Raw genomic sequence first — 14,547 nt, 5'->3', positions numbered from 1 at the left:
GTGGCGAGGGGGCTTGCCCCCGTTCGTCTGCGCAGCAGACGCAAAATCTCTAATTTACCAACGATCTTGTGAGTGCTACGCACTCAAACGGGGGCAAGCCCCCTCGCCACAGGGAATGCAATCTAGACGTGGCTCATTGGCTCGCGGTTGTCGTCATCTTCGGCTGACAGGCGGATCACCAGCGGATGCTCCAGCGGCGCCAAGGGCGGCGGCAGGTCAGCCGGGTCGACCGGGAAGAAGTGCGTAACGACATGGCTGACATCGCCATCCTGATCGTTATGAATGGTCATCGAGCCCGGCGTACGCAGTTTCGCCAGCCGGTCGCCGCTCAGCTTGAAGCTTTTGCTGAGCCCCTGATCATCCACCACCGGCGCCGGCAAACGGCGCTGGGCGAAGCTCTTGCTTTTGCGCTGTTGATAACGCGCCCACGAGATCAGGATCACCGCGTTCAACAACGCCACCCACAGGTAAATCTGCAGCGTGCCGAGGGCGTCGAAAAATGACGCATCGATGCGCGGGCCGTCATGGGTATCGAACAACGGCCACACACCCCGCGCCAGTAAATACAGCAGACCGACCCAGGCGAGCACGGTGAGAAAAACATCGATCACGACCAGAAAGGGCCGCTGCCGGGTTCTGATGATTTTCATTTGATGACCTCCTCTTCATCATCATTCAGCGGTTTGATGCCCCGGTCCGGACTGACCCAGCGCGCGCGCTTCTGATGTTGGCCGAACAGTACTTTGGGGAAGCTGACCAAGGTGGTGAGCAAGCTGATGAACCAGAACACCAGCGGATACCAGACCACCCAGAACATGGTCTTGCCGAGGCCCTTTTCATAACGGCGGTCGATCAGGATGCTGACCGCGAATTGCACCAGGCAGACCACTGCCAACAGCAGCCCGGTAAAGGCCGGAGGCATCAGGTGATCGACGGCAATGGCTGCCGGCATTTCAACGAATTTGCCGACGCCCCAGAAAATCACCGACAGCAGGAACGTGAAGGCCCAACCAGTGGACAGGCAATATTCGAACAACAGCGGCCAGAGGTAACGATGGCGGTATTGCCAGATGCCACGGATGTTCTTGAACAGCACCTCGGCGCCGCCCTGGGCCCAGCGCAGACGCTGCTTCCACAGGCCACCGAGGGTTTCCGGCATCAGAATCCAGCACAACGCGCGGGGCTCGTAGAAAATGCTCCAGTGATCCAGTTGCAGCTTCCAACTGATGTCGATGTCTTCGGTGATCATGTCCGGGCTCCAGTAGCCGACCCGGTTCAGCGCCGTACGGCGGAAGGCGACGATCACCCCGGAGACGGTAAAGATCCGCCCGAACACCCGTTGGGTGCGCTTGATCAGGCCGATGATCGACGAGAACTCGCCGACCTGCACGCGGCCGATCAAAGTCGAACGGGTGCGGATTCGCGGGTTGCCGGTCACGGCGCCCAGTCGCGCATTGTCGAGCATCGGCGCCACCAGATACGCCGCGGTGTTCGGCGCCAGCAGCGCGTCACCGTCGATGCACACCAGATACTCGCTGCGCGCCGCGATGGCGCCCATGCGCAGGGCCACGGCCTTGCCCTGATTCTCCGCCAGGTGCAGCACCCGCAGACGCGGATCCTGCGCCGCCAGTGCATCGAGCACCGCGGCGGTGTTGTCCTTGGAGCCGTCGTTGATCGCGATCACTTCGATGTTCGGGTAATGCTGGGCCAGCGCCGCATGGATGGTATCGGCCGCGTTGTCGCCTTCGTTGTAGCAAGGGATCAGGATCGAGATCAGCGGTTCGCCGGCCAGCGGTGGCGGCAAAGTATCGTCCTGCCACGGCCAGTGCCGCTCCCAGTGCAGCCAGAAATACAAGCCGCCGGCGATCCACAGTCCCGACATGAACAGTGGATAGAAGAACACGAAGTCCATCAGGAATTGCCCGGTGAGCAGAAAGATCAGCCCGAGGGGAACCCCAAGGACGATCGCCAGAACCAGCAGGGCTAAAAGTCTGTCCAGCATGTTATGGATTCCACTTGTTGGAGAGCGCGGGCCGCACGGTTTTCAAGTCCGGCTGGTTCTCGAGGAAGTTGTCCGGGTAGTAGCCAAAACTGGTGGCGCCCTGACGCTTGAGGCGGCCCATCCAGTCAGCCAACTGTTCGCCGTCGATGTCGGCGTCGGCGTTTTTCGTCCAGTCACGGGCCTGCAATTCGAACACCGTGCGCTCGAGTGCGCCGGGGCGCGATTTCACCGTTGCCACCAGCGTTTCGAGCCAGGGGCCGGATTGTTTGCGGCTCTGTTTTTCCATGAGTGGCATGGCCATCGGCGCCGTCCAGTCGTAGGCGCCCAGGAAGTCATCGAGGTTCTGCGCGAACCAGGCTTCGCTCTCGGGGTTGAGCATTGGCTCGGCGAAAATATTGCGCGCTGTCTGCACTTGCGGGCCGCGAATGGCACGGACCTTGGCGGTCAGTTCGTGAGTGAAATCGATCAGGTAGCGGCTCTTGAATCGCGTCCAGCGTTGCAGGGTGGCCGGATCCGCACGCAGGCTGGCAATCGAACCGGGCAGACCGTTGGCGGCATAAACCTTCAGGGCTTCAGGGCCGGCGTCTTCGAAGTCCGACAGCACAGCATCATCGTGATAGAGGATGCCGTCGACCGAGGTCAGGCGCGCCATGTCTTCGTAGATTTCACCGATAACGCGCCGCACATTCGGATCGAATGGCGACAAGCGCTTGTACTGGTCCGGATCGATCAAGGTGGCCCCGGTTTTCGGGTCCCAGCGAGTGACTCGCGGCAGCTTCGAATCCAGGGCAAAGCTCAACACCGGCATCCACGCGAAGACTTTTACGTGAGCCCGAGTGCGCAATTGCCAGGCCACGCGGTCGAAGATGTCGGCGCGCACCGGCAAATGACGGTTGGGGAAGTACAGCGAGTGCACCAGGCCATCGCCCGCAGGGTCGGCGAAGGCTTGCAGGAACACCGTGTTGGCGCCCATGTCGGCCATGCGCTGGATCAGTTTGCCGAGGTTGATTTCCTGTTGGGCCGGGTCCGCGTCGTAGACGTTGTCCAGGTCCACATGCACCACGCGCATCGGCGATTCGGTCTGCACCGAGACGATGCTGTTGGCGAAGTGTTCGCCATCCGGGTCCGAGGCCACCAAAAAGCGCGGGCTGCTCATCAGGTTGTCGAGGGCATCAAGGCCGTCTTCCAGAGTCAGGGCCATCTGATAACCCTGTTCGTTGACCACCTGCAGCGAGGTGCCGTCCGCCGCGCCGTATGGCCAGACCCAGACACGCGGTTTGTAACCGGTGACCTTGCGGATCTTCTCCGAGATGGCCGCCACGTCGGCGCGCATCCGGGCCTGGAATTGCGCTTCGGTTTCATAGCGACCGGTAGCAGCGTCATAGCGCCGGGTTGCGGCAGCCGGTTGCAGGTTGCCTTGCGGGTTGGCCAACACGCCTTTGTGGCTGGCATCGGTGTGGGCGGCGATTTCCACCAGGCCGGACCGGGAAATCTCGCGGATCTGCTCCCAGGTCAAGAAGTCCGAACGCTTGCGCGGTGTACCGGCGAAATCCACCGGCTGATTCAGCGGCGTATCGATCCACACCCCGACCGGCGCCAGCAAGGCATGCCAGTTATAGGCGCGCAGTACTGGCAACACACGGGTGTAGAAGCTCGAATAACCGTCGTCGAAACTCAGCACGATCGCCCGTGGCGGTAGCTCGGGGCCACCGTTGCGAGCGGCCATGATCTGGTCGATGGTGACCGGCTTGTAGTTGTTCTCCCGCAGCCACGCCAGTTGCTCGAGCAGACGCTCGGTGCGCACGGCCACTACCGCCTGATCGGGGTCACGGTCTTCGACATCGTGGTAAGCGATCCCGAGCACGTGGTTTTTCGGCCACGGCTTTTCATTGGCCGACACAGGGCGTTCGGACGGCGGTGCGAAGGCCGGAGCTTGCTGGGCGCAGGCGCTGATCAACAGCGCTCCCAGCAGAAGGATGAAACGCGAAATAAAAGGCATCTTCAAACTCTTCTAGAAGCGGTAAGTGAGGTCGACGAGCAGGCGAAGATCGGTTTCGCGGTCGCCGTCATAAGGCCGGTTGATCACGCTCAGCAGGCCGCCCACCTCGAATACGTCGTTCCAGCTGTAGCGCTGGCCGTAACCCAGCAGGCCGACGCCGCCGGTCCCGTGATCGCGCTGGCTATAGGTGCCCGCACCGGCCTGGAACTGCTGGCTCCAGGAAGTTTCGTAGCGGTGATAGAGCACGTGGTTGACGTTCACCGTCGGCAGCACGCTGAAGTCGGATTTGGGGTTGAAATACGGCACGTCGTCGGACTTGGAGTTATGGCTGGTGCCGACCTCCAGTCCGAGGTCTACCTGCAATCCCGGCGCGCGGTAAACACCCTCGCGACCGGTGAGCAAGGCTTCGACACGGTTGTTGCCGTCACTGAAGTGCGAGGGGCTGACCGCCAGTTTCCACTCACGGCTCTCATTGGCGCGCCAACGGATGAAGCCGCTGCCGCCGTTGGCGGTAATGTCGCTATTCAAGGCCCGCAACGGCGTTTGCGCCGACAGGTATTCGAGGCTGCCGCCGTACTGCCAGTGATCGTCGATGTCTCGGGCAATCGCCAGGCGCGCGCCCTGTTTGTCACCGAAGCCGTAGGAATGGTTGGAGATTTCCGCCTCCAGGCTCATGTCGCGGGTCCGACGTTCAAGCCCGACTCGCTGAAAACGATGGTGGCCGGTGCCTTCCTGGAAGTCGCCGGTGGCGTAACCGGCACCGGCGAACACGCGCCAGTCTTCATCGATGGGCGGGCTGTACAGCGTGGTTTCGATGCCAAAATCGCGACTGCCGTTAACCGCCCCGACATCGCCGTCGCCACCGCCATAACTCTTGCCGCCGTAGGCCTCCACCCGCAGCTCGGCCATGTCATGGACCGCACGCTGGCGCTGCAAACGCTGGACCTGACGGTTGTCAGGAAAACGCGCGACCACATCGTCGGTCAGCGCATCCATCTGCCGCCATTCCTGCAGATCCATGGCGGTGTGGCCTTGCGCAACTTCCAGGCCGATGTCCCGTGGCGCCATGCTCTCGGTTTCCTTGAGCTGATTTTCGGCGCGCCGTGGCCAGTCCCGGGCCAGGTACAAATCGGCCTGGGCCAGACGCAGACCGAGGTTGCCCGGGGCCTGATCCACCAGCGTCTGCAAACGCTGCTCGCCCGACGGCAGATCAGCGCCGTAGGTGCCGGCCTGGGCAGCGAGTTGCTGCGCGTCCATCCATTCATCGTTGGGATTGCCCACCGGCAAGCCCTTGAGCTCGATACGCGGTTTCTGAGACTTGGCCTGGTCCTCGGCGACCTGGCGCGCTTCATCGGCCTTATCGCTTTCGAGCAAGGCGTAATAAAGCGCGGTGCTGTCTTCCAGGCGGTCGCCAACATCGGCATCCGGCGCCACCAGCACCTGACGATACAAATCGGTGGCGATTTCCGGCTGACGCTGGTCCAGATAGGACGACGCCACCCAACGCAGGGCATAGGTCGGAATCTTCACACCTTCGGCGAGCAGCTTCTGGTATTCGGCGATCACATCGGCGGTGCGTGCACGGGCCTTGAGGGCGCCCATGCGATCGATTCGCCAGCGAATGACGTCATCGTGGGCCTGAGGATCCGGCGTCCAGGTCGTCAACAACTGGTCGTAATCGGCCAGAGCCCGATCAGCGATCACATAACGTTCTTTTTCGCTGCGAGTGGCCAGCTCGGCCAGGCGCACGCGTTCTGCGGCCAAGTCACCTTCGAGACGTCGCAGCGTAACCGGATCCAGCAGCCCCGGCCGCTGACGGGCCAGGCGCAAGGCCGGTTCTGGCAGGCGGGCGCGTTGCAGGGCAATCACGTATTCCCGAGCGACGTCGGGCTTGCTGCCGGCGCGGATGAAAGCCTGGTCGTATTCAAACAATGCGTCGTAGGTGGCACCGGCGCGGGTCAAGGCGTAGGCCAGGGCCAAGCGACGGGAAGGGTCATCCGGTTTCGCCGCCACCAGCGCCCTGGCGCGGGCAACCGCCTCGTCAGGCTTACCGGCGTCGGCCTGGGTCATCGCCAACCCCAGCTGCAGGTCGGGATTTTGCGGTTCAAGGGCCAAGGCCTTGTTGTACACCTGGGTCGCCGAGTCCCAACGCTTGAGGTTGCGATAGGCACGCGCGGTGGCGGTCAGGGCCTGAACCGGCAGCGCCCGATTGTGCCCCTGGGTTTCATAGACCTGGACCACTTCGGCGTCCAGACCGGCCCAGCTGGCGATCTGCAAGTGATCGCTGATCTGGCCGGTGGTGGCCTGGTTGACTGGCACCTGGCGCAATACCGTCAGCGCAGGCGTGTAGTTGCCGGCCCGTGCATCGCGAACCATTTGGTCGTAGGGGGTGTCGGCGAACGCCTGCATCGGCCACAACAACTGGCCGCACAGCGCAACGCGAAACAGGGGGCGCAACCCACGATGAATAAAGGGACCAGCAATACGCGGCATTCGTCAGCATCCTTACATGGCCAGCCGGGTCACAATGTCCCTTGCCCATTCGTAGCGGAAAGCCGGATCGAAAGACCCAGCCAAGCTTTATCGCAACAGTCTTGCATGCAAGCGTAGTCGACAATTCAGCGCACAATAATTATTCAGATTCGTGACGCTCGGGCCTTCTCTCAATGCCAGTCAGCCAAGATGCAGAACCTGTGGGAGCGGGCTTGCCCGCGATGAGGTCGTGTCAGTCGATAAAGATGTTGACTGATAGATCGCTATCGCGGGCAAGCCCGCTCCCACAGGTTCCGTGCCTTGACTGACTGGCATTGGAACCTCCTCCCCCTCTCCCCGTTTCGAAACCCCAGACAGCAAAACGCCCGGCGTCTGCGTGTTGCAGAGGCCGGGCGTTGCGTTGAAGCCTGCGGTTTTACTGGATGGTGACGTTGCCAGTGCCACCGAGTTTGCTCATCACGAAGCCGACAAATTCTTCGAGGGTCATTTTCTGGCCGTTGAAGTCCACCTGATTGTTGGCATAGTGCAGTTTGGTGACGACGTTGTTACCGTCCAGTTTCGCCAATTGTGTGCCGACCGCCATGCTGCTGAACATGTCGGCGGTTGCGCTGGCCTGATCGGCAATGAGCTTGGCATCGGTCTGGCCGTCGATTTGCGACTGCAGGGTGAGCACGTCAACCAGCATTGGCTTGGACACCAGTACGTTGAACTCCAGCAATGCGATCAACTGCTTGACCAACTGGTCTGGCGGCAGGTTCATGGATTGCGGTTTGGTCAGGTCCAGCACCAGGTTGGCGCGGCTTTCGCCGTTGCTGGTGTTGAACGACAGGTTTTCCAGGGCCACATGCGGGCCGGCGGCCAGCAGTTTCTCCAGGCCGGTCTTGACCTGCGCCTCTTCAGCCGGGGTCAGGTTCAGCTGCGGCGCCGGTTCACCGGCGGCAGCGGCTTCAGCGGCGGCCCTTTCGTAGGGTTGCAGTTTGGTCTGGTAGATCTGCATCAGCGACATCGTTGACGGGATGTCGAGGTTTTTCAGGCTCATGGCCATCTGCGCAGAACCGATAACCTTGCCGTTCAAGGACACTTCACCGACTTTGTAATCGGCACGCCCCGAAGCGTTGGTACCCGTTTCCTCGGTCTGGTTCTTCATTTCAAAGTTCTTGACGCCGAGTACCGATTGCTTGGCGCCGAAGGTGGTTTTGCTGCTGGTCAGCACGACGGTGTTTTCGCCGGTGTAATAGCCGTAGGTGCTTTTGTTCAGGTTACTGGCCACGGTCAAGCCATTGAGCTCGACCTGCACCGGAGTCTGATCTTCAGCCACGGTGGTCAGTTTCAGGCTGTCCATGTAACCGTCGGCCTTGACCTTTTGCGCCTGGGCGCTGGCGGCCACGTCGAGTTTCAACCCGGAGAATGTCAGGTTGGACTTGTCATCCAGCGCTGCTTCCAGCGGCAGAAACTCGAGGGTGCCCTTGGTGGAGTTGTCGTAGCCGATGTTGACCACGCCTTTGACCGGGGATTTGTCCTTGGCGGCGGCGAACCACTTTTCGGTCAGCGGGGTCTTTTCCAGCTCGTAGTGACTGGTGGCCAGGACCGGCAGCCACTTCAGCGATACCAGGCGCGAGAACGGCAGCGGGCCGTGTTCGATGCGGTCGGCGAACAGCAACTCGACCGGCGCTTCACCAAACATCTCGCCTTCGCCCTTGAGGCGGTAGTGCGCGGTACTGCTGAACACATGGCGGTCCAGCGACACCAGCTCCAGCGACGCCGTACCATTGGAACCTGCCAGCGCGGCTTGCAGCTCTTTGTTGGCGTCGGCGATCGAGGTGGTCAGCACCCCGTCGAGCTTGCTGCCGGTGTACCACGCACCGCCAGCGCTGATTGCACCGATGGCCACAACAATTCCTAGAAGCACGCCTGCTGATTTATTCATGAAGTATCCGTTCAATGTCCGTTGTTGAAAGTGTGGTCGTCTTCCCTGAACCCATGACGGGTTGCGGTCACGACTGCGCTGAAAGTGGGATGGAGATTAGCATTTGCGCCGCAAAGCGGCCCAACGATTAAAGGTGAAAGAGTGTCTATGGCTCGCGCATGGGGTCGAGAGTTTCAGTGGTCATGAGATCGCCTTCGCGGGCAAGCCTCGCTCCTACAGGATTTGTGTCGTGCGCAAATTTCGCAAATGACACAAATCCTGTAGGAGCGAGGCTTGCCCGCGAAGGCATCAGTCCAGCCAACATCATTTCAGGAATACTGAACCTCAATCTCATCCAATTGATGATCAAAGCTCTTGAGCCGTGCGGTCCACGTATACACCAGCACTTCAAAATCCCGATTGATCACCGCCCCGCCAGTCACTTCCGCGCGCGGGTCGCAGAAGTCCAGTTGATAACGCTCGCGGGCCATGGCGTTGGCGACATCCGACAGCTCTCGCGCATTGTTCAGCCAGTGCCACCCCTCGTCGGCCACTTGCTTGTCCAGCGCCAGGCATTGCTTTTTCAAGGTTTCGAGGCTTTTTTCCAGCGGCGTGCCGGTGAGTTCGCCCATCACTTCCTGGAAGGTGCGCCCCGGTTGCCAGTAACTGCCCCAGAAATACCGGTCGAACACCGTTTCGACGCGACGCAAAGCCACCTTGGTGTCCCAGATCAGCACCAGGGTCTTGCCTTGTTCGAGTTGTCGTTTCTTGATGCGCTGGCCCTGGAGTGAAGCCCAGGCGACCACCACGATAGCCATCACGGCGATCAACGCCGCCGCGCTGTCGAGGAATATCAGCGCCGTGTCGAGCTGGTGGGCCAGCATGACGCCGTAAAAATAGGTGGCCGACAGCAAAACCAATGCAGCAATGGCGCACCAGAAGCCGGGAGCGTAAGGGTTTTTCATTATTAGATCCCCATGACCAACGCAAGCCTTGATCGACGGGTTCGCCGCGCGCCCCCATCAAATCAAAGCATAGCAACGGCCTCAGGGTTTGCCGGGTTGTGAGCCTTGCGTTCGTCCGCTTTCCCAGCCGCCGCCCAAAGCAAGGAACAAATCGATCTGGCTCATGGCGACTTGGGTGTTGGCCGAGGCCAGTTGCGCCCGTACATCGGTGTAGGTGCGGGTGGCTTGCAGGTCCGCCAAAAACGACGCGCGACCGGCCTGGAAGAAGCGGTGGGTCTGGTCTGCCGCCAGTTGCGCCGACTGTTCGGCATCAGCCAATGCATCGCGGCGCTGAAGTTGCGCTGCATATTGCGCCAGCCCGGTCTGAGTCTCACGAATGGCGTTGAGCACCACGCCATCGAAATGCGCCAGCGCGCCTTGGGTCGCGGCTTCGGCCTCACGGATTCGCGCGCGGGAACCGTTGGATGGCACGGTCCAGCTCAGCAACGGACCGAAGCCCCAGCGATTGGTCGACGGTTTGCCGAGGTTTTCCAGAATGCCGACCGTGCCAATGCTCGCGCCGATGCTGATGTCCGGGTACAACTCGCCGGTGGCAATGCCGATCCCGGCGGTTGCGGCCGCCAATCTGCGCTCGGCCTGCCGTATGTCGGGCCGGCGCTTGAGCAAGGTTGCACCGTCACCCACCGGCAACAATTGCGTAATTTTTGGCAACTCGGCGCAGTCGCTGGTGCCCGCCGGCAATTGCTCGACCGGTTTGGCCAGCAGCATCGATAAGCGGAACAGCCCGGTCTGACGCGCGGCTTCATAACGCGGCATATCGGCGCGCAAGGATTTGAATTGGGTTTGCGAACGGGTGACCTGGGTTTCATCGCCGCGCCCGGCATCGCGCAAGCGCTGGGTCAGCGTGGTGCTCTGGGCTTGCAGATCGAGGGAATGCTGGGCGATTTCCCGCTCTTCGTTGGCCGCGCAGACTAGGGTGTAAGCCCGCACCACATCGGCCACCAAGGTGATCCGTGCGGTATCCGCCGCTGCCTGAGTCGCATCGGCATTCGCTTTGGCCGCTTCGATACCGCGCTGCAACGTGCCGAACAGGTCGAACTGATACGAGGTGGTGATGCCGATATCACCAACGTTGGCCACCGGCACTTTCTCCGGTAGCAAGAACGCTTCCCCAGATTCCTGCAAACGCTGGGCGCCGATCTTCACACCGCCACTCCAACCACCCGCCGCCTGTGCTTCGTCGACCTGGGCGCGAGCCCGCAAAAGATTCGCCGCCGCCACCCGCAAATCGGTGTTGGAGGCCATGGCCTGCTGCACCAATTGGTCCAGTCGCGGATCCTGATACAGCCGCCACCAATCGGCGGGCACCGGTGCCGAGACGACATTTTTGCCGTTCACCGCCAGATCGCCCTGAAAATCTTCACGGTGCACAGCGGCCTCATCCGGCAAATGATAATCCGGCCCGACCACCTGACAGGCCGACAGCAGCAAGCCTAATCCGGCAACCGCCAAACCCGAAGCCCTGCTCATTTCGCCGGCTCCCGGGTTTGCTCGTCAATGATCGACACCGTGGCCGTACGGCCGGCAATCATGCGGAAATCTTCCGGCACCTCATCAAAAGCGATTCGCACCGGAATTCGCTGCGCCAGCCGCACCCAACTGAACGCCGGATTGACGTTGGGCAACAGATTGCTGCCACTGCTGCGGTCGCGGTCTTCGATGCCGGCAACGATGCTTTCCACGTGCCCGCGCAAGCGAGCACGGTCGCCGACCACCCGAATGTCGACGCCTTGGCCGACATGAATGCCATCCAGTTTGGTTTCTTCGAAATAGCCGTCGATGTGGAAGGAATTACTGTCCACCACCGACAACACCGGCCGCCCGGCGGTGACGAACTCCTGGGAACGCGGCGCCCGGTCGTTGACGTAGCCATCCACCGGGCTGCGGATCACCGAACGGTCGAGGTTGAGCTGAGCGCTGTCCACCGTTACCTGCGCCTCCATTAATGCAACTTCGGCGCGGGCGACACGGGACTGGCTTTCTTCCAGTTGTTCAGCCGGTACCAGATTGCCGAGGCCACGGTTACGCTTGGCCTCGCGCTGGGCCTGGGCCAGGGTTTCCTGGCGGTCGGCGACGGCCGCTTTCGCCTGGCGCAGCGCCAGTTTGAAACGGTCCTGATCGATGCTGAACAGCACCTGGCCGCGTTTCACCCACTGGTTATCGCGCACCTCCACTTGCTGGATCAGCCCGGAGACGTCCGGGGCGATCTGCACGATGTCGGCGCGGATGTGCCCGTCTCGGGTCCAGGGCGCGAACATGTAATACATGACCATGCGCCAGACCACGACAACGGCGAAGGTCACGATCAACAGCGTCAGGACCACGCGGCCGAGGGTCAAAAAAGGTTTTTTCATGTCATCAGGTATCGACTGAGTGAGTCCACGGCGCCGAGCAGCACGGCGTAGAGGGCCACGTTGAACAATGCCCGGTGCCAGACCAGACGGTAAAAGTGCAGGTGCGTCAGCAACCCGTGCACCAACAGGTACAACACGTAGGTAATGCCCATCAGCACCAGCAGCGTGGGCAGGAATACCCCGCTGATATCCAGATCACCGATCATAAAGGCGCTCCATCGATGCCATGGGGAAGCGGTTCTTCACGTTCGCCCGTGCCGACAAATTCGACCCCCGGCAACAGCGCCAGACGCAGGCCGCTCAAGGCATGCAGCAGGTGCAGACGGGTTTGGTCATCACTTTGGCCGCCGAGGGCGCGACGGGTGCGGTCGAGGGTCATCAGCAACGGGCCGGGCGCCGGCAGACGCTCGCCCGCCTTGAGACAGGCCTTGAAGTACTCGCCGACTTCGGCCACCACCTGATGCAGCAGCACTTGCGGCACGCCGGTCACTCGCGGCGAATAGGCGAGCAGGTCCAACAGGTTCAACGCCACGCGCACTTCCCGTAGCGCGATGCCGGTGTCCTGGCCGGTCATGGCCAGCCGCGGCAAGTGCTGCATCAGGCGATCGAGGATCTGCACGCCCAATTGCCGGTGTTCGGCCAACGAAGCCGGCTCGGTGAGGCTGACAATGTCGCGCCAGCTGAAACGGGTCAGGCGTTTGGCCGCCAGTTCCGCACCGAATGGCCGGGCGATCAGGGTCCAGATGAACGCGAACAGCAAGCCCATAGGGCCGGCCAGATTGGAGTTGGCGAAGCTGAGAAAATCCGCGTCGTAGGCACCTTGAATGCTGATGAAAGACGACGTGTTGACGATGGTCAGCAGCATGCCCAGATAAAAACGCGGCTGTACCGTCAGAGTGCCGACGCAGATGAACGGGATGGCGAACGCCAGCACCAGCATTGGGAAGTCATGCAGGTTCGGCAGGATCAGAAACAGATAAAGGCTGGCGAACAGCACCGACATCGCGGTCCAGAAAAAGAACCGGTAGATCTGCGGCGCCGGGTCGTCCATCGACGCGAAGAAACTGCACGCCACCGCTGCCAGGATCACCGCGCTGCCGCCGTCAGTCCAACCGAGCAGAATCCACAGCACCGAAGCGACAATAATGGCAGTGACCGTAGACGCCGCCGAATAGAGCATCAACCCACGGTCGAGAAACGGCGACAGCCGACCGAGGCGCCAGTGCCGATACACCGCGCGCCAACTGTCCTGACTCTCGCACTGAATGGCGTATTGCAGGCTGCGGCAGTCTTGCCACACATCGATCCATTCGCCGAGGCGATACAGGGCGTTGGAGAACAACAACTGTTTGCGGTCGTCCAGCGCCTCGGCACTCGGTTGCAGCGCTTCGAGCCGGTTTTTCAGGGCCTGCCAGCGTTCGAGGTCAGCGTCTTTGTGATCGAGCCATTCGGTGGTCGCGGCCAGCAGCGGCGCGAACTTATCCACAAGCTCCGGCGTGCGCCGCTCGAGGGCGTAAAGCGCATCGTCGAGGTCGTCGATCACCGGCAGCAAATGGATCATTCGCCCGCGCAGCTCCTTGGTATTACGCACCGTTTGCGGTCGCGCGCCCTCGTGGGGCAATTGACCGATCATCAATTCCAGGCTGTTGAAGTTCGCCACCATCGATGAACGCAGGGCGCTGACTTCGTCCGGCTGCACGTTGCGACTGAGGAAGCGCAGGCTGTAGGTCGAGGCATCGGTGAACCATTTACTCACCGAATCGTTGAACACCGGCGCCAGCCGCCGTGGCCAGAACATGGCCCCGACCACTGCCGCGCAGGCGATGCCGAGGAAGATCTCTTCGGTGCGCGCCTCGGCCACGTCCCACACCGCCAGCGGGTTATCCACCACCGGCAATGCGATCAGCGGCAAGGTGTAACCGGCGAGCATCAAGGCGTAGCTGTTGGCGGTGCGCAAATGCAAGGACAGGAACAGCAAAATCCCGGTCCACAGCGCGATGACCACCACCAGCACATAAGGGCTCTGCACGAACATCGGCACGAAAAAAACCGCCGCCGCCGCACCGAGCAAAGTGCCAACGGCGCGGTACAACGCCTTGGCGCTGGTGGGGCCGACGAACGGGCTGGAAACGATATACACCGTGGCCATCGCCCAATACGGACGGGGCATTTGCATGAGCATGGCGATGTACAGCGCGATCATCGATGCCGCGAACGTGCGCACACCGTAGAACCAGTCCCGCGCCGGGGGTACGCCGGTGAAAAATCCGCTCAAGGCTGAGCCACCGCTGGATGATTGGCCGCTTCGAAGGCTCTCAATACCCGCAGCGCCGCTTCCAGATCACTCTGGTCGATCCCTTCGAGCACTTCATGACGCAAGCGCACCAACTCGATTTCGACCGCCTGCACCAGCTCGCGACCGGTCTCGGTCAGGCTCAGGCACTTGGCGCGGCGGTCATGGGCGTCTTCGGTACGGCAGACGTAACCGGCATGGCACAACTGATCCAGCAAACGCACCAGTGACGGACTCTCCATCCCCGCCGCCTGCGCGACCGTCACCTGCCGCACACCCTCGCCCAAACGCCCGATCATCAACAACGGCACGGCGCAGGCTTCGGAGATTCCATAGTTGACCAGCGTGGTCTGGCAGATCTTCCGCCAATGCCGGGCGGCCACCACCATGGAGCTGCTGATGTTCATCTGGAGAGCGGCGAGGTTCGGCACGAGGGAATACACACACTGTTAGTTTGCTAACTATCAATATTGCA

General features: G+C 61.5%; 11 protein-coding genes. All 11 read right to left on the bottom strand.

The window, feature by feature from the left end; translation table 11 throughout:
- Window positions 1-122: 122 nt before the first annotated feature.
- Window positions 123-650 (bottom strand): poly-beta-1,6-N-acetyl-D-glucosamine biosynthesis protein PgaD, encoded by a 528-nt coding sequence (gene pgaD / locus AB7M22_RS27945; RefSeq protein ID WP_008009550.1) that lies wholly within the window; start codon window positions 648-650, stop codon window positions 123-125.
- Window positions 647-2,002 (bottom strand): poly-beta-1,6-N-acetyl-D-glucosamine synthase, encoded by a 1,356-nt coding sequence (gene pgaC, locus AB7M22_RS27940; protein WP_454188418.1) that lies wholly within the window; start codon window positions 2,000-2,002, stop codon window positions 647-649. Before pgaC ends, pgaD begins: the two co-directional genes overlap by 4 nt.
- Window position 2,003: 1 nt before the next feature.
- Window positions 2,004-4,001 (bottom strand): poly-beta-1,6-N-acetyl-D-glucosamine N-deacetylase PgaB, encoded by a 1,998-nt coding sequence (gene pgaB / locus AB7M22_RS27935; RefSeq protein ID WP_454188417.1) that lies wholly within the window; start codon window positions 3,999-4,001, stop codon window positions 2,004-2,006.
- 12 nt (window positions 4,002-4,013) lie between these two features.
- Entirely contained in the window at window positions 4,014-6,494 is a 2,481-nt protein-coding gene (gene pgaA, locus AB7M22_RS27930; protein ID WP_454188416.1) for a poly-beta-1,6 N-acetyl-D-glucosamine export porin PgaA, read from the bottom strand.
- Between the two features lie 415 nt (window positions 6,495-6,909).
- Window positions 6,910-8,421, bottom strand: a complete 1,512-nt coding sequence (locus AB7M22_RS27925) for a YdgA family protein (RefSeq protein ID WP_454188415.1) — start codon at window positions 8,419-8,421, stop codon at window positions 6,910-6,912.
- Window positions 8,422-8,729: 308 nt separating this feature from the next.
- A complete protein-coding gene (locus AB7M22_RS27920) occupies window positions 8,730-9,365 on the bottom strand; it encodes a hypothetical protein (RefSeq protein WP_007899588.1) in 636 nt (211 codons plus the stop codon).
- An 81-nt stretch (window positions 9,366-9,446) separates the two neighbouring features.
- Complete coding sequence (locus tag AB7M22_RS27915; RefSeq protein ID WP_454188414.1) at window positions 9,447-10,895, bottom strand: efflux transporter outer membrane subunit; 1,449 nt, start codon at window positions 10,893-10,895, stop codon at window positions 9,447-9,449.
- Window positions 10,892-11,779 (bottom strand): efflux RND transporter periplasmic adaptor subunit, encoded by an 888-nt coding sequence (locus AB7M22_RS27910; protein WP_454188413.1) that lies wholly within the window; start codon window positions 11,777-11,779, stop codon window positions 10,892-10,894. Before AB7M22_RS27910 ends, AB7M22_RS27915 begins: the two co-directional genes overlap by 4 nt.
- Entirely contained in the window at window positions 11,776-11,985 is a 210-nt protein-coding gene (locus AB7M22_RS27905) for a DUF1656 domain-containing protein (RefSeq protein WP_454188412.1), read from the bottom strand. The genes AB7M22_RS27910 and AB7M22_RS27905 overlap by 4 nt, the downstream gene beginning before the upstream one ends.
- A complete protein-coding gene (locus AB7M22_RS27900; RefSeq protein WP_454188411.1) occupies window positions 11,982-14,054 on the bottom strand; it encodes an FUSC family protein in 2,073 nt (690 codons plus the stop codon). Before AB7M22_RS27900 ends, AB7M22_RS27905 begins: the two co-directional genes overlap by 4 nt.
- Window positions 14,051-14,479 carry a MarR family winged helix-turn-helix transcriptional regulator gene (locus AB7M22_RS27895; RefSeq protein WP_454188410.1) on the bottom strand — a complete coding sequence of 143 codons (429 nt, stop codon included), beginning with the start codon at window positions 14,477-14,479 and terminating at the stop codon, window positions 14,051-14,053. Before AB7M22_RS27895 ends, AB7M22_RS27900 begins: the two co-directional genes overlap by 4 nt.
- Between the last annotated feature and the right edge of the window lie 68 nt (window positions 14,480-14,547).

It is taken from the genome of Pseudomonas sp. ADAK2 TE3594, assembly GCF_053628675.1.
Note: the sequence above shows the minus strand (reverse complement) of the source record. Positions and strands in the feature narration are given on the sequence as shown.

Bases quoted from the DNA above. Each gene is read 5' to 3' on its own strand.
- pgaD (WP_008009550.1), bottom strand. From the start codon at position 650: ATGAAAATCATCAGAACCCGGCAGCGGCCCTTTCTGGTCGTGATCGAT.
- pgaC (WP_454188418.1), bottom strand. From the start codon at position 2,002: ATGCTGGACAGACTTTTAGCCCTGCTGGTTCTGGCGATCGTCCTTGGG.
- pgaB (WP_454188417.1), bottom strand. From the start codon at position 4,001: ATGCCTTTTATTTCGCGTTTCATCCTTCTGCTGGGAGCGCTGTTGATC.
- pgaA (WP_454188416.1), bottom strand. From the start codon at position 6,494: ATGCCGCGTATTGCTGGTCCCTTTATTCATCGTGGGTTGCGCCCCCTG.
- AB7M22_RS27925 (WP_454188415.1), bottom strand. From the start codon at position 8,421: ATGAATAAATCAGCAGGCGTGCTTCTAGGAATTGTTGTGGCCATCGGT.
- AB7M22_RS27920 (WP_007899588.1), bottom strand. From the start codon at position 9,365: ATGAAAAACCCTTACGCTCCCGGCTTCTGGTGCGCCATTGCTGCATTG.
- AB7M22_RS27915 (WP_454188414.1), bottom strand. From the start codon at position 10,895: ATGAGCAGGGCTTCGGGTTTGGCGGTTGCCGGATTAGGCTTGCTGCTG.
- AB7M22_RS27910 (WP_454188413.1), bottom strand. From the start codon at position 11,779: ATGAAAAAACCTTTTTTGACCCTCGGCCGCGTGGTCCTGACGCTGTTG.
- AB7M22_RS27905 (WP_454188412.1), bottom strand. From the start codon at position 11,985: ATGATCGGTGATCTGGATATCAGCGGGGTATTCCTGCCCACGCTGCTG.
- AB7M22_RS27895 (WP_454188410.1), bottom strand. From the start codon at position 14,479: ATGAACATCAGCAGCTCCATGGTGGTGGCCGCCCGGCATTGGCGGAAG.